This window comes from Methylocella tundrae (assembly GCF_901905185.1).
Classification (GTDB): domain Bacteria; phylum Pseudomonadota; class Alphaproteobacteria; order Rhizobiales; family Beijerinckiaceae; genus Methylocapsa; species Methylocapsa tundrae.
Genome location: NZ_CABFMQ020000073.1, coordinates 14,457 through 36,336, shown reverse-complemented (window position 1 = coordinate 36,336; position 21,880 = coordinate 14,457). Strand labels below are relative to the sequence as shown.

Sequence of the window (21,880 nt, the reverse complement as noted above, 5' to 3'; positions counted from 1 at the left end):
GCGCGCCGGTTGAGAACCTCGCTTTTCTGTCTAAGAATGCTCTCTGATTTTGGCTTGATAAGGAAATAGGTGGGGGCGCCTAAACATGGGGCAATTTATAGAAAGCGTCGATGTCAACATTGACGAATCTCTATTGAAGATAATCCGGTCAAGTGGATTATTTGATATTGAATGGATCTATCTGACGGCTCCTTTCGTCCGCGGGGACGTGGACGAATTGATCAAGCAATATCTTAGGGGTGAAGAGCCTAAATTTAGCGCAAATTCTCTTTTCGATGAGGAGTGGTATTCGAAGCACAATTCGGATGTCGTGGATGCGGGTATTCATCCCCTCGTGCATTACATTTTGTTCGGCGCCAAAGAGCGGCGCGCGCCTAGCCCACTCTTTGATCCGGAATGGTACGAGGAGACCTATCCCGAGTCCAGCCAAGCGGATGAAGGGACCTTTAGCTTCCACTTGACCGCCGGAAGGGTGCTGGGAAATAGCCCGAACCGGCTTTTCGATGTCGCGTGGTATTTAATACAGAATCCGGATGTTGCGGCTTCGGGGATCGATCCGGTCGATCATTATATCGCCTTCGGCGCCGCGGAAGGACGCAACCCCCATGCTGAGTTTGAGACCCGCTGGTATATCAGCCGGCATCCAGACCTGCTGCGTCTGGGCGTGAATCCCCTTGCTCACTTTCTTGAGTTTGGAGCGCCCCGCCAGGAACGAACGCGCTATAAGCCCCTTTCCGGCGGCTCGGTGAACGCCGATCTTCCACCCGGATGGGCGAAGCTCAAATACTATAATGTGGTGAAGCCAAGGCTCGGCGAAAGCATCAAACTCAACGACCCGCGGCCGAGAATCTTGTTCGTAACCCACGATATGTCCCGGACCGGGGCTCCTCTGATCATTCTGACGCTAATAAAATTCTTTGCTCAGCTCAACCAATACAGCTTAATTACATTCACTGATCAACCGGGCGATCTCGAGAGAGACTTTCGTAGATATAGCCACGTGTTTGATTCATCACGGCATTCGATAAATGACAAGGAGCTGAACCTCAGCGATCTGGTGAGCGAACTGGGGTTAGGCGGCCCTGTGATTCTCGCCCTATGTAACACCGCCAACACAAACCACTACTCCGGACCGTTCCACGCACTTGGCATTCCGGTCATCTCGCTTGTTCATGAAATGCTGTATTTGTACCCAGAGAACTACATCAGGGACCTGTACGAGTTCTCGGACCAAATCATTTTTCCTGCCCAATTTGTCCGTGATGTGGCCGACGCTAAAGTGCCGCTTCCGCCGGGGCTCTCGAAAGTTTTGCCGCAGGGCCTACTCGACGCTCATTTTGGCGACGGTTCTCGAGAAGAAGCGCGATTGTCGGTTCGTCGCGAACTCGGAGTTTCGGCGGACGCGCTTCTTGTTCTTGGATGCGGGACGGTCAATATCCGCAAGGGCGTCGATATTTTTATTAGCGTCGCCCAGCGTATTTTTCAGACCCTCGGAGATCGTGCGCACTTCGTCTGGCTGGGTTCAGACACGATGGACAAAAATTTCGCGTATTGGATGAAAAAAGATGTCGACAGCTCTAATATTCGCGACGTCTTCCATTTTGTCGGATTGAAAGACGATCCGGCTCCTTACTATCAGGCAGCGGATGTTTTTGCCATGACGTCGCGGGAAGACCCTTTCCCGTGCGTCATACACGAGGCGATGGCTTGCTCTCTCGCCACAGTCGCCTTTGCCGACGCCGGCGGAGCCCCCGAGGCGCTGGCGGAAGACAGCGGTATTGTCGTGCCTTACGGCGACGTATCGGCGATGGCTACTGAAATTGAAAAACTGCTTACGCGTTCGGATGAGCGTGCACGCATCGGTGCAAATGCGTTACGCAGAGTCGAGACGCGCTACCGTTTCGAAGATTACTTCCTCAGCGTCGCTTCTCTGGCTCGAGAAACGCTAGGCGCTCCTCTGATCGAGACCAAGAGCCGGGCCAAAGTGCCCGTCAAGCCCCGCGTTCTTTTCTTCGGGCGCGATTGGTGGATAAGCGGCGTCAATTCGTTCACAGAAACGCTGATGCATGACCTGATCGATCGCGGCGTTGATTGCGAACTTGTCTTTCCAAGCTTCAACGATTCAAACCGCAAGTTTCTCCCGCAATTGCCGATGCGCTTTCTTAATCTTATCGGCCCGCAGGAGGATGAATGGCAGCGGTTGATCGATTTTGCCAATGAAAACGCGCCGTGCATCCTAGTCCCCAACTATGACTATCTGACCTCGGCGATAACTCCGGCGCTTTCGAGCCGGATTGGCGTCGTGGGCATCGTGCATAGCGACGACATCGAGCATTATGATCATGTGTATAGGCTCGCGCGTTACTGGAACAAGATCGTCTGCAGCAATCGGCATCTTCTGGACAAGGTGGTGGACATAAATCCCTCCCTGGCCGACCGAACCCTCGTCATACCTTATGGCGTTTCAGTGAAAGGCGGGGTAGCGCGAATCGCAAACCGGGCGGCGGACCAACCGATTCGTATCGTCTTTTGCGGACGCCTCATGCAACACCAGAAGCGTGTGAGAGATCTTGTGGCGATCACGAGGAGCCTCGATCGCGAAGCCGTTCCATATCGTTTGACTGTCATCGGCGAAGGCGACGAACGGGAGTGGCTGGCGAAATCATGGAATGAGAAAATCAAGAACGGCGTCGTCAGCATGGTTGGCCGCCTCACCCGTGAAGAAATGTACGAGGTTTTTCGTGAAAGCGATGTGTTCCTGCTGGTATCGTCTTTCGAAGGCATGCCGATCTCCCTGATCGAGGCCATGGCCTGCGGATGCGCGCCCGTCGTGAGCGATCTACCCAGTGGAATTCCAGATCTCGTCTCGAGGGATGTAGGAGATCGACTGCCGATCGGCGACGTTCACGCCTTCGCTCAGTCCATCGCCGGACTCCAGCGCAATCCAGCGCGACTGGCCTCCATGTCCGCTGCGGCGATAAAGCGTGTCAGCGAGGGCGGGTTTCGGACGAGCGACATGGGCGAGCATTATCTCGCGGTCTTTGAGGAGATCTGGAACGATCTTTTGTCTGGCCGCTATGTTCGACCGCAATCGCTGGTCTGGCGTGGCCCGCTTTCCAGCGTTTCGCCCCCAAGTTACCTTTTTAAGGGGCTATGAATGAGTCTGGGGCCTTGTACGATTCGTCAATTCGACGCTCGCCCCTGGGACTTAGATCCATAGCGATGACCGAAGCCACAAAAGAGAGCCTCTGCCTGCCGCAGTTCCGCGACGCACGATGTACGGTGCTTGGCGCGGGCGGTTTCTTTGGCGTCAATCTGTGCCGCGGCCTGGCCGCGCAAGGCGCGCAGGTGACCGCGATCGGTCGCGTCCTGAATTATCCAAATGCTTTCCCGGAAAACGTGCGCTGGACCAGCGCCGAGCTGGATGACCGCAATGTCTTACGTCATGCTGTCGATGGAGCCGATTTTGTTTTCTACCTCCTGAGCGCTTCCGTTCCAGGAACGCCCACGCGGGAGATCGTGACCGATCTGACTAACGACTGTTCGCCGGCTCTAAACTTGCTCGAAGTGTGTCGCGAGGGTTCCGTCGGCAAGATCGTCTTCGCGTCTTCCGGCGGCACCGTTTACGGAATTCCTCACAGCACGCCTATCCGGGAAGATCATCCCACCAATCCGATCTCGCCCTACGGCGTCAACAAGCTCCTCATCGAGAAATACCTTTACTTTTATGCCCATGCATATGGCGTCGACTATCAGGTGCTGCGCGTTTCCAATCCCTATGGACCGTTTCAGCGCTCCACTAAGCGCCAGGGGCTGGTCGCCGAAGTCATCCACAGGGTCCTTCATCGCAAGCCAATCGATATTTGGGGGGATGGAGGAACCGTTCGGGACTACATCTATATCGAGGATGTTGTCGATGCGTTTTTGCTCGCCGCTCTCTACAGCGGGCCTCATAAAGTCATGAACGTGGCGAGTGGAATCGGGCGCAGCATCGTTGAGGTTATCTCAGATATTGCGCGGTGCATCGGCGAGCTGAAGCCCGAGATTCGCTTCCAGGAAGGGCGCAAGGCGGACGTTCCCGCCAATGTGCTCGACGCCTCCCTGATCGCCAACGAAACCGGCTGGCGGCCCAAAATCTGCTGGAAACAAGGTCTGCACGCAACAGTCGCTTTCAATGCCAGGCAAGATGGATTCAAGGCGCTTTGACGCCGGCCTCGATCCAATATGGAGCGCGGTGATCGTCGTCGAGCGCCTCGGCGCATTTTCAAGGCGTGTCCTCGCGTTCATTTGCGGCCGGCGAAACGGGACGCACTTTTATCATGCTATCTCATAAAGTTTTCCGTTGATGCTTCAATTACGCTATAGCGGCTCTTCAGTGTCGATTGCGCCTAAACTATTTGTGGGGTCTTTCAGCGCAGCGTCTACTTGAAACAGCATTTGTTATGAGGAACGAAGCCGCATGCGCTATGGCAAGATGAAAAAAATCATGGTCACGGGAGGCGCTGGCTTTCTTGGATCCCATCTTTGCGAGAGGCTCCTGGCGCAAGGACACGAGGTCTTATGCGTTGACAATTTTTTCACCGGAACGCGACGAAACATTGCTCATCTGACAGCGAATCCGAACTTCGAATTGCTCCGGCACGACATCACGCATCCGCTCTACGTCGAGGTCGACGAGATCTACAATCTGGCATGCCCGGCCTCGCCTGTGCATTATCAATTTGATCCCGTCCAGACGACAAAAACGAGCGTGCATGGCGCTATCAACGTGCTCGGTCTCGCGAAGCGTCTGCGAGCGAAAGTGTTGCAGGCGTCGACCAGCGAGGTCTACGGCGATCCTGAGGTGCATCCGCAGACTGAAGCTTACTGGGGGCGGGTCAATCCGATCGGCTATCGAGCCTGTTACGATGAGGGGAAGCGTTGCGCCGAAACCTTGTTCTTCGACTACCATCGCCAACACGGATTGCAGATCAAGGTCGTGCGCATATTCAATACGTATGGGCCGCGCATGCATCCAAACGATGGACGAGTGGTCTCAAATTTCCTGGTTCAGGCGTTGAAAAATGATGACATCACCATCTACGGAGATGGGTCGCAGACACGCGCCTTCTGTTATGTTGATGATCTCATTGAAGGGTTCCTGCGTTTGATGGCGACAGGACCGGATTTCACCGGACCCGTTAATATCGGCAATCCAAAGGAATTCACCATGAATGAACTCGCGCACCAGATCATCGAACTGACTGGCTCTCGATCCAAGATCGTTTATCGCGGATTACCCCCGGACGATCCCAAACAGCGCAGGCCAGACATCACGCTGGCTAGAGATAAGCTTCAATGGCAACCCACGGTGGAATTGCGGGAAGGGTTGTCGCGCACCGCCAAGTACTTTGAAGACTTTCTGCGCGAGGAGGCCAGCCGATGACTGCGATCGACCGCGTAATCGTTACAGGCGGCGCCGGATATATCGGGAGCCATACCTGCAAGGAGCTGGCTTCGGCGGGGATCGAGCCTATCGTCTACGATAATTTGCTCTACGGTCATCGTCACAACGTCAAGTGGGGACCTCTCGTTGTCGGCGATATCCTCGATCACGAACAACTCGCGATGGCCTTCAAGAAATACCGTCCCCAGGCCTGCATCCATTTTGCCGCGCTTGCCTATGTCGGAGAATCGGTTGAAAGGCCCTCTGCCTATTATCGGACAAACGTCACAGGCACGCTCACCCTGTTGTCGGAGATGCTCAGGGCGGACGTCCGCACGATCGTTTTCTCCAGCACTTGCGCAACTTATGGGGTGCCTGACGTTCTGCCAATCGTCGAGACCACCCTACAAAATCCGATAAATCCCTACGGCGCCTCCAAGCTGATGGTGGAGCGGATCCTCGCCGATTACCGGACTGCCTATGGCCTGCGATACGCGTGTCTGCGATACTTCAACGCCTGCGGGGCGGATCTCGATGCTGAGTTGCGCGAAGAGCACGATCCCGAAACTCATCTCATTCCGCGCTGCCTGATGGCGGTCGCCGGACGAATTCCGAAGGTCGACATTTATGGCGACGATTATCCGACGCCGGACGGAACGTGCGTTCGCGATTATATTCATGTCACGGATCTTGCCCGTGGACACGTCGCGGCCCTATCGGAGCTTGCCCGAGAAGATCTCGCGCTTCGGCTGAATTTAGGAACAGGCCAGGGCTTTTCAATCCGGCAGATTTTGGCCGGGATCGAAGCAATGACGGGGCGCCCGGTTCCGCATGAATTTCAACCTCGCAGGGCCGGCGATCCGCCTTCCTTGCTGGCCGATGTTGGCGAAGCCAAGCGTCGGATCGGTTTCGTCGCGAAGCATTCTGATCTCGAAACCATCCTGCGCACGGCGTGGCGTCAATATCGAGTGGATTGAGTTCGCGCGCCACACCAAGCCGCTGCGCGCGCTGTCTCTTGCGTGTGGGAAACTTGACCGTTGTTTCAGAGCGATGGAGGAACTAGGCGAACATAGTTCGCCGCGCCGAGGCATCGGCTCCAATTTACTTGCGTTTATCATCAGGCGTCGCTACGCTAAATTCTTTTTTAGCAATCACACTAGGACAAGAAAGTGAATTCCACTGCGGCGCCGAATAATTATGGACCTATTTTTGTGTTGGGCGCAGCTCGTTCAGGCACCACGATTGTTTCATCAGCGCTTGAGAAAATGACCGGATTTCGTTCATTAGGGGAGGGCCACATTTGGCCTCTCGTTTTGGCGTTAAGCCGCTTATCCCAAAGATATTATGCAGGACTCTCTGCGATAATCGACGACAGCCATCAATGTTTATTGTTTGAGCATAATTCTGAAGAATTGACGGCCGGCATTATTCAAGCAGTACTTGATCTTTATGGAATTTCCAGAACAGATTTTATCGACAAAACTCCCGGCGTTGAAATGATTTCATGCACGGACATGTTGTCTCATGTTTATAAAAATGCATTTTTCATATTCGTAAAAAGAGGGCCGATCGCGACGATCCGATCAAAACTAAAAAAATTTCCAGATGTTGAATTCTCGAACCACTGTTTAGATTGGGTTAACTGCCTCAATGCGTGGGACGATATAAAACAGCATGTTGCCAATAGTTATTACGAAATAAATCACGCTGATTTAGTCGAAAGACCGGAAACAATTGCAACTGAATTGGCTGAGCGGTTGGGCTATGAACCACATGCCGCATCGCAATTTGTGCGTGAGATCACTGTCAATACGCAAGTTGAGCGCACCTCCGCGGATCACAGCGTGAACGACAATGATGTTGCAAACACTGAATGGGACGAAAAAGAGAAATCGGATTTTCGTCGCATCTGCGAGGGGACGGCGGCCAAGTTTGGCTTTGACATATTCGGGAACAGCAGCGGGGAAGGAAAGATCGGAAAGATCGCCCTGTTCTTTCCCATGCATGAAAGCGAAGAAGCTTACGTAGTCAACCGCAACGCGTTTTGCTATCCCGTGTCACACGGATTTCAGCTGTGCCCGAACTCATCGGGCGAAGGCGTGCTTGCTTTGCATTTTAAAAACGTTTGTCTGAAGGAACGGCGCCAATTCAGCCTTACGGTGAGGCGAGAGTTCCTCCACGGCCCAGACGTCATGCTCAGGATCGCCATCGTGGAGACTACGGATGGAAGCATAAGAAATGTCGTCGAAGAATTAATCGACACAATAACTCCAAAAAAGATCGCGTTTGCCATTGATCGCGCGGCAGAGATTGTCGACATTGAAATAGGCGTCCATATTCTTGGTCACTCAAATAATCATTATGCAACAATTATCATCAACAGCCCGACCATTTCGGAATTGCTGTCATCACCGGCTTGAGAAAGGCAATCCACGAAAAAAGAATGTTAGAGGTGGCGTGTGAATCAGATGCAGGCGAATAGACATCGCCTCAGATTCACGAAATCTTGAGGAAAGTCGCGTCTCAATCTTCGGACCCCGGCGCCCGGATCATCGTTATAGAGCGTGCGACCGTTACACGAGAAGAGCTGGGGGCGCCATTTGATGTCGATCATTAAGTTGAAGAGAAGGACGAAAGGCGCTCGCGGCGCCATCAAAAGGGGCTTTGGATTACGGATTGCATGTTTGTGCCTTTCGGTAGGCGGGGCCAACGCTGCGGAGACCGACCGCTTGCGCACCGTGGACGCCGCTGCTCGAGCGGTCCCGGCGCCCGAAGAGGAGCATTCGGTCTATACGCTCACGCCCGACATGACGACGGAGCAGATGAATGCCGTCATCGTGACCGCCATTCAGAAAAATGCGGCCGGCGTCACGCTTGAGCCGAATGCCGTCTACGATCTGAAGGCTGTCCCCGGAGCTTCCATCGGCGGTGCGGCCGCCGCTTTGCTGATCAGGAAGGCCAGAAATTTCGCCCTGGACTGCCAGGGTTCGACACTGGTCTTGAATGGGTCGGACAAGTCGAGCTATGGAGACATCCTTCGAATGGAATATGACGAAGGAATAACGCTCCGCAACTGCGACTTCGACTATGCTCAACTACCGTTTACGCAGGCCGTTTTGACCTCAGTCGGGAGTGATGGAGCCGTTTTTAGAGTCGACCCGGCATTACCGATTGCATGGTCGAGTGTGCAGCGCATTTCACAATTCGATCCAACCAGCAAGGCTTGGCTAGCGACGAACCTCGAATGGAGTAATTCTGAGGCGGGCAGCCGCGCGCTAACCAGCCTTGGCGAAGGCTCGTACCAAGTTTCGCTTCGGGGAAAAGACAAGGCGGCGCTGGATAGCCTAATCGTGGGCGGCTCATACCTCCTGGAAAATCAAGTCTACGGTGCGAACGCTGTCAGTTGGTATAGCGTCAAAGGCCTCACTTTCGACCACACCCGCGTGTTTGCGGCCGCAGGTCAGGGATTCAAGGGCCAAGTCTCCTCCGACGTCAGATTTACCAGCGGTTCTGGCGTCCGAATCAGACCCGACACAACCCGCGTCCAATCGACCAACGCAGATGGCGTCAATATCGCTAATCAACGAGGCGTATTTACAGTTAACGATGGCGTCTTCGAAGGATCGCAGGACGATGCAATCAATGTCTATGGGACGCAGACCACCATTAAGGCGCTTGCGGATTCCACCCACCTAACGCTCGCCGGGAAACCCACCGCCTGGTCTGTCGGCGATATGCTTGAGTTCATTGATGCTGCTGGCGCGGTCAGGGGCACAGCAATCGTTGGCGCGCTGGCGTTCGACTCCAACACCACAAATGTCACGCTCGCGTCTCCTGCCCCAAGCGGCGCTGAGCCCGCCTGGATCGTTGCAGACCAGACTGATTCGCCAACCCTGTTCAGCGTCAATGGAACAACATTTCAAAAGCTTCGCGGAAGAGGCGTGGTTGCCAACGCGCAGAAGATTGACGTGACGGCCAACCACTTTAGCGATCTTCCGAGTAATGGCGCGATGACGTTCTATAGCGACTATTCCTATTTCGCGCAGGGTCCAATGCCGAAGCACATCAGCATCGTCGGAAATAGCCTCGAGCGGGTAAACACCAGAGGCGGCGACCCGGGGGCGATTTCAATCTATGCATTCAGCAAAGATGGAAAAACAACCGCTCCCGCTGGACAGATTGCCGACGTGTCAATCAAAGACAACCATTTTCGAGAGACGCGAAATATGTGCGTTTATGTGGCGGGCGCCGACAACGTGCATATCGTGGGCAACACGGCAGCGGAATGGGCGACCAGCTCTAATAGAGCTTCATTCCGTGGATTAGCCAATTTTTGCTACGGCATTGACAATGTTTCGAGTGGCGAGATCGGGCCGAATACATATCTCACGACGAACGGAGGACGGGCCGCTGCGGTTGGCGCCTCATCGGTGGATCTCGCGCCGGATTTGCAGCGTAAACGGTCGCCTGCGAAGAACTCGTCCACACGGTAGATCAGGCGTATTTTGCTTTTCGGTGATCCGTGAGCCAGGAAAGAACCCAGGTAGGGAAATGATCGCGAACTATCTTGACCTGCTGCCTTTTGCTTTCCGGAGGCCCAACCCGCGAACTGTCGGTCAGGGCCTCCGCTGGAGAGCCACCTGCGCATCAATCCATGCTGACCAAAACGCCTCGCGCCGCCCCGCGTCTTCTTTGGAGCATCGATGTCAGGCGCATCGATCCGGCGTCTGCTGGATTTGAGGACCCAAGGGCGGCACGCCTTAAGCGGAATGGCATTTTCCTCTTTAAGCCTTTGTTTTAATGCATGATATGATGTCGGAAAGTCTGCAACTTTTCGGCATCATGCTGTAAACAGCGCCGCTGATCCACGCGGCGATCGTGAGCCTGCCGGAGCACTTCAGCCGTTCAAGACCGGCTCCTTTCCGGCAATGATCCTTTGCGGGGGCTACCCAAAATCCGGCGAGGCGCTTATGGTTCGGCGGTTTTCACAATAGGGATGAGATCATGGCCGCCCATGCCACGCCGCATTTTCACAATCAGCCAGGCGTTCCCCGCGTGCGCGTCGGCGCAAAGGAATTCATGTGCGTCGGCGCGCTGCCGCCCTTCGATCATCCCCATATCTTCATTGACATGGGTGATGCGGACGAAGCCATCTGCCCGTATTGCTCCACGCATTATGTCTTTGATGCGACGCTGCATGGCGGCTGCGTTCCGCCGGAATGCGTTTTTGATCCGGAATCAACGAACGCCGCGATCTGAGCCGCGCGCCTTTCGATGAGCCGTCCTCACGCATTGATCGCCGGCGCTGGCATTGGCGGCCTTAGCGCCGCCCTCTGCCTCGTCCGGGCAGGGTGGCAGGTCAGCATCTTTGATTGTGCGCCCGCGCTTGAAGAGGTCGGCGCCGGTTTGCAGCTGTCGCCAAACGCCACCGCGATCCTGCGGCGGCTCGATATCATCGAGCGCCTCGCCCCATCGTGCCTGACGCCCGAGGCGATCCGGGTACGCCGAGCCAGCGACGGCGCAACCCTTGCCCTGATGAAGCTCGGCGACGCCGAAAGCCGCTGGGGGGCGCCCTATCTTCTGGCTCATCGCGCCGATCTGCAGCGGGCGCTTCTCGACGCCGCCGCGAAGGAAGACGCCATCAGAATTCACACCGGGGTCGCGGTCGCCGGTTTCGCGGCGGGCGCGGACGGCGTCGTCGCGGCGTTGCGACAGGGCGTCGTGCGGGTTGAGGCGGCGGGCGATTGCCTGATCGGCGCGGACGGATCGCGCTCTCTCATTCGCGCGAAACTGCTGGGCGGCGCACCCGACGCTTTGCAATTTTCGAAGCGGACGGCCTGGCGGGCTCTCGTTCCGGCTGGTCGCACGGGAGCGGAGGCGCTACGCCGAGAATCCTGCCTCTGGCTTGGACGCAAGGCGCATCTCGTGCATTACCCCTTGCGCGGCGGTTCAGTGGTGAATGTCGTCGCCATCGTCGAGGAAGATGAAGGTCCCACGGCCCTCGATTCCGGTTGGTCGAACCAAGGCGATTCGGATTTCCTCAAGGCGCGTTTTTCAACTTGGCACGACGCGGCCCGCAGCCTGATCGGCGGCGCGGCCGATTGGCGGAAATGGCGCCTCATCGATCGTGATCCGCTGCCCGCCTGGTCAGCCGGACGCGTCGCGCTGCTCGGCGACGCCGCCCATCCGATGTTGCCGTTTCTGGCGCAGGGCGCGGCGCAAGCGATCGAGGATGCAGGCGCGCTTGGCGACGCCTTGCAACAAACGGCAGGACGAGACGAGGGCGCGGTATCGCGCGCGCTTGCCGCCTATGCCGCCGCGCGGCTCGACCGGGCGAGCAGGGTGCAAAGAGAATCGCGCGCCCAGGCCAAAATCTATCACCTCGATGGGGCCGCCGCTTTTGCGCGCGACATGGCGATTCGCGCCCTTGGCGGCGAGCGCATGCTTGCCCGCTACGACTGGCTTTATGACGCAAGAAGCCAGAGCGCGGCGCCCGCGCGAGATCGTCGCATCCGGGCTTGACAGAGACAGGCTCCGAATGAGATGGGGGCGCAGCCTTCTCTTGCGGAGTCCAGAATGCACCGGATTTTATTGTCGATCGCGCTTGTCGGCGCTTCTGTGGCGCTTGCCGGCTGCAATCAGTCTTCCGGCGCTCCGGGGCCCGTGGCCGCGGCGCCGGGACCTCGCTTGCCGAACTGGCCTGCCTTGCCGGAGAACGCCGCCTGCACGGAAAGCCTCAACAACTATCAGAAGGTTCTTACCGCGGACGTCGCGACCGGCAATCTCAACCAGTCCGTCTACGATAAAATCGAAGCGGATCTGGCGCGCGCGGCCAATGCCTGCGCGGCCGGCAGGGAGGGTGAGGCGGCGGCCATTATCCGCTCGACCAAGGTGAATCATGGCTATCGCGCGTGAATTGGAGCCGTTCCCCGCCAAGGAAACGCCGTTCGCCTGAACAAGGATCAATCCAACCGGCTCGATGATCCGCCGACGTTACGACGCCCGATATCGTTCGAGCGCATGACGCAAATAGCGCAGCGTGAAATCGGGCATCCGTTCCTCGTCGAGGTCGCACACCGAAAAAACAGGGTGCAGCGCGACGAGTTCGGGCTCCGCCTGCAGCGCGATGAAGGCCTGAAATCGCGCCTCTATTTCAGCCGCGCGCAGTCGGGAGCGGGTCAGCTTCATGCAGGCGATGCGCGGACCCTCGAAGACGACGGTCCATCCCGGCGCGAAATCAACCTCATCGGCGCCGAGGCCGGTTTCCTCCAGCAACTCACGCGAGACGCTGCCTTCGAGATCGAGCGCTCCGTCCCTGACGTCGCTGGGGTCGGGCGTCCCTGCTGGAAAATAGATTTTTCCGCTGTTTGCGGTCAGGTCGTTCATTCGTCCGAGCAAGAAGGCGCCGTCAGCCGAGCGCAACGCCGCCATGGCGAAGCAATTGCGCACATTTGAATCGGGAAAGCCGAAATCGCGCCAGGCCAGAAACGCCTTGTAGTCGACGGCGGCCGCGGCGCCTCGCAGGGTGCGCCGGACGCCCACGGTCTCTTCACGCCTCTCAAAGTTGAGAAAGACGCGGCCATTGAACAGGCGCGGATTCTTCGCGCGCAATTTGTCCCAATGACGGTCGATCGCCTCGCTCTCGTCGATGGCGAAGGGCCAGAGCCGCTCCCGCACCTCGATAGCGATGTCTTCGATGTCTTCGATCCGGGGCCCGCCAGAGCTCATCCGGAAGACGCATCAATGCTGACTGGCGTGGGAGCGGAGCGCTGTTTCACCGCGCTCCACCATTGCTGCAAAGCCTCGGCGGAACAGGGCAGTTCCTCGTCGAAGCCCATGGTGAACCGACGCCAGGCTTCAAGAAAGCGCGCCGGTACGCAGACCAGCGTCGGAATTCCAGCGACGGCCGCCGCGCCAATTTCCGAAAGGAGACCGTTGCCCTCGATTTCCAGCTTGCCGAAACGATTGATGAACAAAAGGTCAGGCGATCTTTCGAGCGCCGTCGCGATCAGATGGGCGGCATGTGCGATCGCCGATGTGTCGACGCGGCAGGATTGTGACTGACGGCCAAGATCCTGCAGGATCGAGACGCGCTCGCCGGTCTCGACGTCATAGAGAAGCGTGTCGCGGCAATCGCAGGCTTGCGTGGCGTCGGCGATCTGGATCACGCCGCCGATGCGATGGCCGGCGAGGGAAACATCGCGCGCGAAAGCCTCGACGATGCCGTTCGCCGCTTCGCTATCCTCAAACACCAGCGCCGCCAGGGTGTTGACGTCGGAAGAAACGCGTCCGCTCATAAATGCTTCCGCCTGATATGAAAAATCGTCGCCCCGCCGATATTTTCCTGGCGCTCCAGGAGGTCGCCAGTCTCCCGCAAGAGGTGAGGGATATCGATGGCCGCGAGCGGATCGGTGCATTCGACGACCAGCAGATCGCCGCCGCTCAGCCCGCGCAAAGCTTTTCGCGTGCGCAGCGCCGGCAGCGGACAGAGCAGCCCGCGCAGATCAAGAGCCGTCGAAGTCGATTGGATCGTCATGCGTTAAGCTATGAGAGGTCCTGTGGCGCGAATATGACGGCGCGGATGGTAAGCGATGCCGCCGCAATTTTCCAGAGGAAGCGCAGGCGTTGAGCGGAAATGACGCGCCACAGGCGGAGCAGGGGAAATCAGCGCGTCGGGGCAGCGCGGGCGGCCTCTTTCTCCAAGCCCCGCATCCGCTGGCCGATCCGCGCTCGGAGGGCTATGCTCCCGGGGCGTTGGTTCTTTTTCGGGTTTCTTTGGTGATAGTTCAAAGCAGAGGTTCTCGGCATCAGATGACCAAACCGATCTCTCCAGCTGGCGCGGGCAAAGGCCGAGCCTTGGCTCAGGAGCGCGTGGTCGACCCGTTCTCGCGGGAAGAATTGGCGCGCCTCTGATGCGCGTCATTGGCCTCGCCGGATGGAGCAGCGCGGGCAAGACGACCTTGATCGTCAAGCTCATCCCTTGCCTGATCGCGCGCGGCTTTTCGGTCTCGACGCTGAAACATGCGCATCATGGCTTCGATGTCGATCAGCCGGGCAAGGATTCCTATGCGCACCGCGAGGCGGGCGCGAGCGAGGTTCTCGTCGCCTCCGCCAATCGCTGGGCTTTGATGCATGAACTGCGCGGCGGCGATGAGCCGCGGCTCGGCGCTTTGCTCGCGCATATGAGCCCCGTCGATTTCGTTTTGGTCGAGGGTTACAAGCGCGACCCCCTTGGCAAGATCGAGGTGCATAGACTGGCCAACGGCAAAGCTCTGCTCTATCCAGATGATCCCAGCATCAAGGCCTTCGTAAGCGATGCGGGCGGCGAGGGCTTGCTTCTTCCCTATGCCGATCTCAACGACGTCGAGGCGGTGGCGACGCTCGTCGAGCGTTTGGCCGCGCCGCTCGACGAAACGATTGCAAGGCTCGAGCGCGGCGCTCTGGATTTCTAAGGTTCGACCTTATGGCTCAACTCAGCAAGGATAGCTTTGCGGCCGACGACAGGCTGATGACGGTCGACGAGGCTGTGGCGGCCATATTCGCGCGCATGCCGTGCATTGAGGACGTCGAACCTGTTTCCCTGATCGAAGCTGAGGGCCGGGTGCTGGCGCAAGATCTCATCGCGCCGAGGGATTTGCCAGGCTTCGACAATTCGGCCGTGGACGGCTTCGCCGTGTGCTTCGACGATTTGGCGCCAGCGGTTGAGACCGTGCTCGATCTCGGAGGAAGGGCGGCGGCGGGCCATGCGCTTGCGATTACCGATTGCCGGACGGCTGCGGGTTTCGCAGGAAAGGCGGTGCGGATCTTCACAGGCGCCGCCATGCCGGAAGGGATGGACACGGTTTTCATGCAGGAAGACTGCCGACGCATCAGCGATGGGCGCGTCAGCCTGCCGCCCGGCCTTTCGCGCGGCGCCAACCGCCGCCTGCGTGGCGAAGACATCAGCGTCGGCGAGACCGCGCTTCGGGCGGGCAGGCGTCTGCGTCCGGAAGATCTGGGCCTTGCCGCCGCGCTCGGCTTCGACCGCCTTGGCGTCCGACGCAGACTGAAGGTTGCGATTTTTTCCACCGGCGATGAAATCGTTTCGCCCGGCGAGCCATTGAAGCCGTCCGCCGTTTATGACGCCAATCGCTTTCTGCTGCAGGGCTTGCTGCGCCGCCAAGGGGTGTCGGTCACCGACCTTGGCGTTCTCGCCGATGACACAGCGGAAATCCGCGCGGCGATCCGCGCCGCTGCGCGCGAGCATGATCTCGTGCTGACTTCGGGCGGCGTCTCCATGGGCGAAGAAGATCACGTCAAGGCGGCGATTTGCGACGAGGGCGCGTTGGTGTTCTGGCGGCTCGCCATCAAACCGGGACGCCCCGTCGCAATGGGCGTCATCGAAGGCGTCCCCTTCGTCGGACTGCCGGGCAATCCGGTTGCGGTTTTCATCGCCTTCGCCTTTATCGCGCGTCCCCTGATCGCGGCTCTATCTGGCGCTGAATTCGAGCCGGAGCGCAGGTTTCCGGTGAAGTCGGGTTTCGCTTACAAGAAGAAAGCCGGCCGGCGCGAATATGTCCGTGTTGTCGTGCTCACGGATTCGACGGGAGCGCTGGTGGCGGAGAAATATGGCGTCGAAGGCGCGGCGGTTTTGACCTCGCTGACGCGCACGCATGGGCTTGTCGAGTTGCCGGAGGACGTCGTCAAAGTCGCCCCCGGAGACGTTATCAACTTCATCGACTACGATCTGATCCGCTGAAGCCGGACCTTATCTGAAAAGCTCAGACGTCCCGATGCCTTCGCCGAGTGAGAGGGATCGGAGTGCCGCGATTTTGCATAGCTGCCGATCAACTTTGGCGTAGCGATGGGCCGAGGCGCCCAAGACCGCATTGGCCTCGCGGCGGTTGCCAGAGGTTTGCTGGAACCAGCCAGACGGCGTCGACAAAGTCTGGCCGAGCGGGTTCGTTCCGGGAGTGCTCCCGCGAGGCGCTCGCAAGAGCCGGGACAAACCAGCCGGGGCGGGTTGATGTCTGCTTCGCGAACGTCAAAAGTCCAATATCGAAATAGAATAGATAAGAAACATGTGTCTTGCAGCCAAATAAGCATCCGTTTAAATATAATACCCGCAACATACGCGGAGGATGCTATGTGTGACCTGTTAAATGAAAGAATTAGAATAAATAAAATCTTGCAACAGGCGATCGATGACGGCTTTGGTGAATGGTCGATAAAGACCGATGAACTGGTGCAACACTGCTTTCTTGCGCTGCAGGCCTATTACGACGGATCTTGCGTCGAAGAATGCTTGAAGAAGAAAGCCGAGGAGTTTGTATCTTCCCATCTCGCACGAGCTAGCACGAACGATCGGCCCTCGGCGAGGAAGCAGGCGGCCGGCTGAACGCACAGTCCAGCAACATGTCTCGACCCTTGAAATCGATCCATGACCAGACGGATGGCGCAATGGTTCAGAATCAAAAACATGCAACGGAAGTCGCCGGCGTTCATGCCGACGCCCCGGCCGAACATCTCTTCTTCGCGCAATACCGCTATTGGATGGCGGGCTATACAACACGAGACATGTTCTGCTGGGACTGCGCCTGGGACGTTTTGCTGCGTTACGTTTCACTCGACGCCGGCAAAGCGCTCTATGCCGAATTTCATCTTTTCACGCGGGTCCTGAACCAGCGTTCGCAAAGGCCGATCGGTTGGCTGCCCGACGTTTGCCGCTGCCTGTGCCGGGACGAATATTGGGTTCTCAATCTCGTCGGCGCGTCGCAGCAGAATAATTCGCATGAGGAATTGCTCGCCGCCGCCGAACTCGTCGGCATCGACGAGGCGCGCATCCTGCTCGCCGCCAGCCGCTCTCTCGGCCGGGCGCTCATGGCGGAAAACTTCGTGCTGGCCCCCTTCGGTGGCGTGCTGACGAGGACCATCGCGCAGGCGCCGTCTACTGGCGCGTGGCCTGGCACACGGCATTGAGAGTTTGGCGCGCGGCGCGCCTACCCGGTCTGCGCCGCCTCAAACTGGCCGGTGAGCTCCAGCCATTCTTCCTCGGCGAGCAGCAGGGTTTTTTCGAGTTCGCTGCGCTGCGCGGAAAGCTGGGCGGCCTTCGCGGGGTCTTTGGCGAAGCTCGCGGGATGGGCGAGAGCCTTGTCCACGCGCTCGATAAGGTCCTGGAATTTCCGCATTCTCTCTTCGACCGCCCAGATGCGCTTCTTCAGCGGCGCTGACTCTTTGCGGCTTGGCGCGCTCTGCCGTTGCGGCGCCCGCTCCAACTCCAGCGCCCGTTCTTTCTTGCCTGCTTTGCCGTTGCCGCCGCCGGCGCGATCGAGCACATATTTCCGGTAATCGTCCATGTCGCCGTCGAACGCCTTGACCGTGCCGTCCCCGACGAGCCAAAGCCGGTCCGCGCAGGCCTCGAGCAGATGGCGATCATGCGAGACGAGGATGATGGCGCCCTCGAAATCATTGATCGCCTCGATCAGCGCGGCGCGGCTGTCGATGTCGAGATGGTTGGTAGGCTCATCGAGAATAAGAAGATGCGGTCCGTTGAAGGCTGCGAGGCCCATCAGGAGCCGCGCCTTCTCGCCGCCGGATAATTGCGCGATCTTTGTGTCGGCCTTGATGTTCGGAAAGCCGAACTGCGCGCATTTTCCGCGAATTTTGGCTTCGGTCGAATCGCGCATGAGTTCGGCGACGCATTGATAGGGCGTCGCCTTTTCATCGAGATCATCGACCTGATGCTGCGCGAAAAATCCGACATCGAGTTTCGACGAGCGGCGCAGGACGCCGCCCTGCGCCGTAAGCCGGCCCGCGACGAGCTTGGCGAAGGTCGATTTGCCATTGCCGTTCGACCCAAGAAGGCCGATGCGGTCGTCCTCGGCGATGTTCAGGGAGAGACGCTTCAGCACCGGAACTTCGCCGTAACCAACGCTGGCGTCATCCATCGCGACGATTGGCGGACTTAAAGGTTTGGCCGGCGAGGGCAGGCGGAACGGCAGAATATGGCCGTCGACGATGGCCGCGATCGGCTCCATCTTCGCGAGCATTTTGAGCCGCGATTGCGCCTGCGCCGCTTTGGTCGCCTTCGCCCGGAAGCGGTCAACAAATGATTGCAGGTGCTTGCGCTGATCGTCCTGCTTCTTCTTGTGCTTCAGCAAAATTGCCTGCTGTTCGCGGCGCTGCTTTTCGAAGCTCGAATAATTGCCGCGCCAGAGCGTTAGCTTCGCCGTATCGAGATGCAGGATATGGTCGGATACGGCGTCGAGCAGGTCGCGGTCGTGGCTGATGACAAGGATCGTCGCTGGATAGCGCTGCAGATAGTCGATCAGCCAGAGCGTGCCTTCGAGATCGAGATAGTTGGTCGGCTCGTCGAGCAGCAGCAGATCGGGGGCGGAAAACAGCACAGCGGCGAGAGCGACGCGCATGCGCCAGCCGCCGGAAAACTCCGACAGCGAGCGATTTTGCGCCGCCTCGTCAAAGCCGAGGCCGGCGAGAATGCCGGCGGCGCGGGCGGGCGCGGCATGAGCGCCGATATCGACAAGCCGCATCTGAATATCGGCGATGCGGGAGGGGTCCGTCGCCGTCTCGGCCTCGCGCATCAAGGCGGCCCGTTCGAGGTCGGCCTCGAGCACGAAATCGATCAGCGTCTGCGCGCCGCCGGGCGCTTCCTGCTCGACGCGGCCAAGCCGCATCTGGCGCGGGTAGGATATTGTTCCTGATTCGGGAGCAAGCTCGCCCGAAATCATACGGAATAAAGTTGTCTTCCCGGCGCCATTGCGGCCGACGAAGCCAATCCGCGCATTGTCGGGCAGGGCGGCGGTCGCCTTGTCGAACAGAATCCTCGGACCCAGCCGAAGCGTGACATCGTTGATATGAAGCATGAAGGCTTGTCGCCCGAGTTGTGTTGCATTGCAAGAGATCGGCGAAGAATTGGCCTTATCAACCCGCGAAAGCGCGTCGGGCGGCATAGCGCCAGCTTTAGCTGCGACTTAATGTCGCGTGGAGCGCGGACTGTTGGGGGCTTACTTTAGCGTTGGTGTTAGAGGAATTCTAAGTGAAGCTTCCTCTGACCAGGATCAATTTTCAGCGCAAGCCGCGAAGCACAGGCGTTTTGCCCCCTGCGATGCTGCGCGTCAGGGCCCGCTGCCGCCGGAGTTACGGCTCGGTCGGTCGAAAAGGCTGATAATCGGCACGATAGGGCCAGGCTATCTTTTCGATTTACATAAGCGATTAGACGCGCTTTTGGTCAACTAATATAGGTTCACAACGGCTACATCAGCTGTTCAAGAGGAGAGTATACATGGCTGGAATTGGCGAAACAATCCCGAGTTTTTCTGTAACTGGCGTCAAGCCCGGCTTTGAAAAGCACGAAGAAAACGGCGAGAGCGCTTTCGAGACGCTCACCGAACTGAGCTTCCCTGGAAAATGGAAAATCATTTTCTTTTATCCCAAGGATTTTACCTTCGTCTGCCCGACCGAGATCGCCGAATTTGCGCGCCTGAACGAGGAATTTTCCGACCGTGACGCGGTCGTTCTCGGCGGATCGACGGATAATGAATTCGTCAAGCTCGCCTGGCGGCGCGACCATAAGGACCTCGCCAAGCTGCCGATCTGGCAATTCGCCGACACCAATGGCTCGCTGACCGACGGCCTCGGCGTCCGCTCTCCAGCCGGCGTCGCCTATCGCTATACCTTCATTGTCGATCCCGACAATGTGATCCAGCATATCTACGCGACCAATCTCAATGTCGGACGCGCGCCGAAGGATACGCTGCGCGTGCTCGACGCCTTGCAGACGGATGAACTCTGCCCCTGCAATCGCGAGGTCGGCGGCGACGTTCTCAAGGCGGCGTAAGGCGTATGTCGATCGACAGCCTGAAATCGCAGCTGCCCGACTTCGCCAAGGATGTACGCCTGAACCTCGGCGCGATCGCGAACGACGACAGCCTCGGCGAGCAGACCAAATATGGTCTGCTTCTCGCCTGCGCCATCGCGACGCGCAACGCGGATGTCGCGGCGGCTTTCGATCGCGAGGCGACGTCGCATCTAAAGCCCGAGGCGCGCGACGCCGCGCGCTCGGCTGCGGCGATCATGGCGATGAACAATGTCTATTATCGCTTTGTTCATCTGGCCTCGAACGCCTCGTACCGGACCTTGCCCGCCAAGCTCCGCATGTCGGTGATCGGCGCTCCGGGCGTGCCAAAGACCGATTTTGAACTGTGGTGCCTTGCCGTCTCGGCCATCAACGGCTGCGGCGCCTGCATAGACTCGCACGAAAAAGTGTTGATCGAGGCAGGCGTTACGGAAGAGGCCATTCAGACGGCGGTTCGTTTCGCCGCCATCGTTCAGTCGGCCGCGGTGGCAATCGAAGCCGCGCGGCTGCCGGTGCTGGCTTAACGGCTCTCAAGATCCACGCACGACAACATTCATTCCGGAGGCTTTGAGAGGGCCTCCGGAATGCTCTTTTTGATGAGTTGCGACAACGCCTCGATCGCTGGGCGGCGCGGGTTCGTCGGCCGCGAGATAAGGCGGATCAGCCGCGAAGTGTGCGGTCCACGCAGCCGGCGCGCCGCAAGATTTCCCGGCAGGCGCGGCTCATCGAGCAGGGCAAGGCCCGGCATCAGCGTCATCCCGTAACCAGCCGCCGCCATATGCAGCAGAGTTTGCAGACTCGTCGCGCGCATATCCGCCATATCGCCCTCGCCACGCCGCGTATGCTGACAAAGCTCGAGAGCCTGGTCGCGCAGGCAATGGCCGTCGGCGAGCAGCAATAGCTGCTGCGGATCGATGGCGCTCGCCTCCACAATGTTGCCGGCGGCCAGCGGGTGGTCTTGCGGCAGAACCAGGAGAAACGGTTCGTCGAACAGGGGCGTAATCTCGAGCGCGTCCGTTTCGGGATCGGACGCGATGAGCGCGGCGTCGAGTTCGCCTTGCAGCACCGGGTCGATCAGCCGCGCGGTCAGATCTTCAACGAGCGCGAGCGGCGTTTTCGGCATCTGCGCGCGCGCGTTCGGAAGGACAAACGGCATGAGATAGGGGGCGAGCGTCGGAATGACGCCGAGGCGCAGCGGCCCCAGCATCGGATCGCGGCTGGCCTTGGCGCAGGCAATGATGTCGTCGGCGGCGGCGACCGCGCGTCGCGCGTGTGACAGAATGAGGTTGCCGGCGGCGGTCGTCGTCAATGATTTGCCGACGCGCTCAAAAATGGCGACGCCGAGCTCTTCCTCGAGCTTGAGAATCTGTCCGCTCAGGGTCGGCTGGCTCACATGGCACGCCATCGCGGCGCGACCAAAATGCCTGAGATCGGCCACTTTAATAATGTAGCGGAGGTCGCGCAGGTTCATGCCGCCACGAATATCAATCCTCTATAACCAATACAACCAGAGCTTGATGGTCCAGCCGCCCGGCGTGAGCGTTGCGGCGGGTTGCGGGCGTCGGCGCGCGCCTCTATAAGCGGCGTGATTTTAGCCCCTC

Annotated in this window: 20 protein-coding genes; 15 read left to right on the top strand and 5 right to left on the bottom strand. The window is 58.5% G+C overall.

What is annotated here, in order from left to right; all coding sequences use genetic code 11:
- The first annotated feature begins 85 nt into the window (after positions 1-85).
- The 9 genes from MPC4_RS06705 (at position 86) to MPC4_RS06665 (ending at position 12,340) form a co-directional block, all read left to right on the top strand.
- Positions 86-3,157 carry a glycosyltransferase family 4 protein gene (locus MPC4_RS06705; protein ID WP_174511838.1) on the top strand — a complete coding sequence of 1,024 codons (3,072 nt, stop codon included), beginning with the start codon at positions 86-88 and terminating at the stop codon, positions 3,155-3,157.
- Between the two features lie 125 nt (positions 3,158-3,282).
- Positions 3,283-4,206 carry an NAD-dependent epimerase/dehydratase family protein gene (locus tag MPC4_RS06700; RefSeq protein ID WP_210253606.1) on the top strand — a complete coding sequence of 308 codons (924 nt, stop codon included), beginning with the start codon at positions 3,283-3,285 and terminating at the stop codon, positions 4,204-4,206.
- 253 nt (positions 4,207-4,459) lie between these two features.
- Positions 4,460-5,425 carry a UDP-glucuronic acid decarboxylase family protein gene (locus MPC4_RS06695; RefSeq protein WP_174511836.1) on the top strand — a complete coding sequence of 322 codons (966 nt, stop codon included), beginning with the start codon at positions 4,460-4,462 and terminating at the stop codon, positions 5,423-5,425.
- Positions 5,422-6,402: a UDP-glucose 4-epimerase GalE gene (galE, locus tag MPC4_RS06690; RefSeq protein ID WP_174511835.1), complete on the top strand. Its 981-nt coding sequence runs from the start codon at positions 5,422-5,424 to the stop codon at positions 6,400-6,402. The genes MPC4_RS06695 and galE overlap by 4 nt, the downstream gene beginning before the upstream one ends.
- A gap of 192 nt (positions 6,403-6,594) precedes the next feature.
- Positions 6,595-7,845, top strand: coding sequence for a sulfotransferase (locus tag MPC4_RS06685; protein WP_174511834.1), 1,251 nt, complete (start codon positions 6,595-6,597; stop codon positions 7,843-7,845).
- Positions 7,846-8,028: 183 nt separating this feature from the next.
- Complete coding sequence (locus MPC4_RS06680; protein ID WP_174511833.1) at positions 8,029-9,918, top strand: hypothetical protein; 1,890 nt, start codon at positions 8,029-8,031, stop codon at positions 9,916-9,918.
- Positions 9,919-10,429: 511 nt separating this feature from the next.
- On the top strand, positions 10,430-10,684 hold the full coding sequence (locus MPC4_RS06675) for a zinc-finger domain-containing protein (RefSeq protein WP_174511832.1): 255 nt from the start codon (positions 10,430-10,432) through the stop codon (positions 10,682-10,684).
- A gap of 15 nt (positions 10,685-10,699) precedes the next feature.
- Positions 10,700-11,947: an FAD-dependent monooxygenase gene (locus tag MPC4_RS06670; RefSeq protein ID WP_174511831.1), complete on the top strand. Its 1,248-nt coding sequence runs from the start codon at positions 10,700-10,702 to the stop codon at positions 11,945-11,947.
- 54 nt (positions 11,948-12,001) lie between these two features.
- A complete protein-coding gene (locus MPC4_RS06665; RefSeq protein ID WP_134487427.1) occupies positions 12,002-12,340 on the top strand; it encodes a hypothetical protein in 339 nt (112 codons plus the stop codon).
- A gap of 78 nt (positions 12,341-12,418) precedes the next feature.
- On the opposite strand, the gene MPC4_RS06660 is transcribed toward MPC4_RS06665, so the two are convergent.
- From MPC4_RS06660 to MPC4_RS06650, 3 genes are read right to left on the bottom strand one after another with little or no spacing between them, the layout of a single operon-like run.
- Positions 12,419-13,153: an NUDIX hydrolase gene (locus tag MPC4_RS06660; protein ID WP_174511830.1), complete on the bottom strand. Its 735-nt coding sequence runs from the start codon at positions 13,151-13,153 to the stop codon at positions 12,419-12,421.
- A complete protein-coding gene (locus tag MPC4_RS06655; protein ID WP_174511829.1) occupies positions 13,150-13,722 on the bottom strand; it encodes a DUF2478 domain-containing protein in 573 nt (190 codons plus the stop codon). Before MPC4_RS06655 ends, MPC4_RS06660 begins: the two co-directional genes overlap by 4 nt.
- On the bottom strand, positions 13,719-13,961 hold the full coding sequence (locus tag MPC4_RS06650) for a sulfurtransferase TusA family protein (RefSeq protein ID WP_174511828.1): 243 nt from the start codon (positions 13,959-13,961) through the stop codon (positions 13,719-13,721). Before MPC4_RS06650 ends, MPC4_RS06655 begins: the two co-directional genes overlap by 4 nt.
- A 376-nt stretch (positions 13,962-14,337) precedes the next feature.
- Between MPC4_RS06650 and mobB the strand changes: the two genes are divergently transcribed.
- From mobB to MPC4_RS06630, 4 genes are all read left to right on the top strand, one after another.
- The gene (mobB, locus tag MPC4_RS06645) at positions 14,338-14,877 is read left to right on the top strand and encodes a molybdopterin-guanine dinucleotide biosynthesis protein B (RefSeq protein ID WP_210253605.1); all 540 of its coding nucleotides are present in this window, start codon (positions 14,338-14,340) and stop codon (positions 14,875-14,877) included.
- An 11-nt stretch (positions 14,878-14,888) separates the two neighbouring features.
- Positions 14,889-16,163, top strand: a complete 1,275-nt coding sequence (locus tag MPC4_RS06640; RefSeq protein WP_174511827.1) for a molybdopterin molybdotransferase MoeA — start codon at positions 14,889-14,891, stop codon at positions 16,161-16,163.
- A 387-nt stretch (positions 16,164-16,550) separates the two neighbouring features.
- Positions 16,551-16,802 (top strand): hypothetical protein, encoded by a 252-nt coding sequence (locus MPC4_RS06635; protein ID WP_174511826.1) that lies wholly within the window; start codon positions 16,551-16,553, stop codon positions 16,800-16,802.
- A gap of 62 nt (positions 16,803-16,864) precedes the next feature.
- Complete coding sequence (locus MPC4_RS06630; RefSeq protein WP_174511825.1) at positions 16,865-17,383, top strand: hypothetical protein; 519 nt, start codon at positions 16,865-16,867, stop codon at positions 17,381-17,383.
- Between the two features lie 20 nt (positions 17,384-17,403).
- On the opposite strand, the gene MPC4_RS06625 is transcribed toward MPC4_RS06630, so the two are convergent.
- The gene (locus MPC4_RS06625) at positions 17,404-19,287 is read right to left on the bottom strand and encodes an ABC-F family ATP-binding cassette domain-containing protein (protein ID WP_174511824.1); all 1,884 of its coding nucleotides are present in this window, start codon (positions 19,285-19,287) and stop codon (positions 17,404-17,406) included.
- 419 nt (positions 19,288-19,706) lie between these two features.
- Between MPC4_RS06625 and MPC4_RS06620 the strand changes: the two genes are divergently transcribed.
- Positions 19,707-20,261 (top strand): peroxiredoxin, encoded by a 555-nt coding sequence (locus tag MPC4_RS06620; RefSeq protein WP_134487453.1) that lies wholly within the window; start codon positions 19,707-19,709, stop codon positions 20,259-20,261.
- A gap of 5 nt (positions 20,262-20,266) precedes the next feature.
- A complete protein-coding gene (ahpD, locus tag MPC4_RS06615) occupies positions 20,267-20,803 on the top strand; it encodes an alkylhydroperoxidase, AhpD family (RefSeq protein WP_174511823.1) in 537 nt (178 codons plus the stop codon).
- 29 nt (positions 20,804-20,832) lie between these two features.
- On the opposite strand, the gene MPC4_RS06610 is transcribed toward ahpD, so the two are convergent.
- A complete protein-coding gene (locus MPC4_RS06610) occupies positions 20,833-21,750 on the bottom strand; it encodes a LysR substrate-binding domain-containing protein (protein WP_174511822.1) in 918 nt (305 codons plus the stop codon).
- Positions 21,751-21,880: the final 130 nt, after the last annotated feature.

What these genes read in the sequence shown, in the direction of transcription:
- MPC4_RS06675 (WP_174511832.1), top strand. Translation starts at nt 10,430, where the DNA reads ATGGCCGCCCATGCCACGCCGCATTTTCACAATCAGCCAGGCGTTCCC.
- MPC4_RS06635 (WP_174511826.1), top strand. Translation starts at nt 16,551, where the DNA reads ATGTGTGACCTGTTAAATGAAAGAATTAGAATAAATAAAATCTTGCAA.
- ahpD (WP_174511823.1), top strand. Translation starts at nt 20,267, where the DNA reads ATGTCGATCGACAGCCTGAAATCGCAGCTGCCCGACTTCGCCAAGGAT.
- MPC4_RS06625 (WP_174511824.1), bottom strand. Translation starts at nt 19,287, where the DNA reads ATGCTTCATATCAACGATGTCACGCTTCGGCTGGGTCCGAGGATTCTG.
- MPC4_RS06665 (WP_134487427.1), top strand. Translation starts at nt 12,002, where the DNA reads ATGCACCGGATTTTATTGTCGATCGCGCTTGTCGGCGCTTCTGTGGCG.
- MPC4_RS06660 (WP_174511830.1), bottom strand. Translation starts at nt 13,153, where the DNA reads ATGAGCTCTGGCGGGCCCCGGATCGAAGACATCGAAGACATCGCTATC.
- galE (WP_174511835.1), top strand. Translation starts at nt 5,422, where the DNA reads ATGACTGCGATCGACCGCGTAATCGTTACAGGCGGCGCCGGATATATC.
- MPC4_RS06655 (WP_174511829.1), bottom strand. Translation starts at nt 13,722, where the DNA reads ATGAGCGGACGCGTTTCTTCCGACGTCAACACCCTGGCGGCGCTGGTG.
- MPC4_RS06680 (WP_174511833.1), top strand. Translation starts at nt 8,029, where the DNA reads ATGTCGATCATTAAGTTGAAGAGAAGGACGAAAGGCGCTCGCGGCGCC.
- MPC4_RS06610 (WP_174511822.1), bottom strand. Translation starts at nt 21,750, where the DNA reads ATGAACCTGCGCGACCTCCGCTACATTATTAAAGTGGCCGATCTCAGG.
- MPC4_RS06620 (WP_134487453.1), top strand. Translation starts at nt 19,707, where the DNA reads ATGGCTGGAATTGGCGAAACAATCCCGAGTTTTTCTGTAACTGGCGTC.
- mobB (WP_210253605.1), top strand. Translation starts at nt 14,338, where the DNA reads ATGCGCGTCATTGGCCTCGCCGGATGGAGCAGCGCGGGCAAGACGACC.
- MPC4_RS06630 (WP_174511825.1), top strand. Translation starts at nt 16,865, where the DNA reads ATGGTTCAGAATCAAAAACATGCAACGGAAGTCGCCGGCGTTCATGCC.
- MPC4_RS06650 (WP_174511828.1), bottom strand. Translation starts at nt 13,961, where the DNA reads ATGACGATCCAATCGACTTCGACGGCTCTTGATCTGCGCGGGCTGCTC.
- MPC4_RS06670 (WP_174511831.1), top strand. Translation starts at nt 10,700, where the DNA reads ATGAGCCGTCCTCACGCATTGATCGCCGGCGCTGGCATTGGCGGCCTT.
- MPC4_RS06695 (WP_174511836.1), top strand. Translation starts at nt 4,460, where the DNA reads ATGCGCTATGGCAAGATGAAAAAAATCATGGTCACGGGAGGCGCTGGC.
- MPC4_RS06705 (WP_174511838.1), top strand. Translation starts at nt 86, where the DNA reads ATGGGGCAATTTATAGAAAGCGTCGATGTCAACATTGACGAATCTCTA.
- MPC4_RS06640 (WP_174511827.1), top strand. Translation starts at nt 14,889, where the DNA reads ATGGCTCAACTCAGCAAGGATAGCTTTGCGGCCGACGACAGGCTGATG.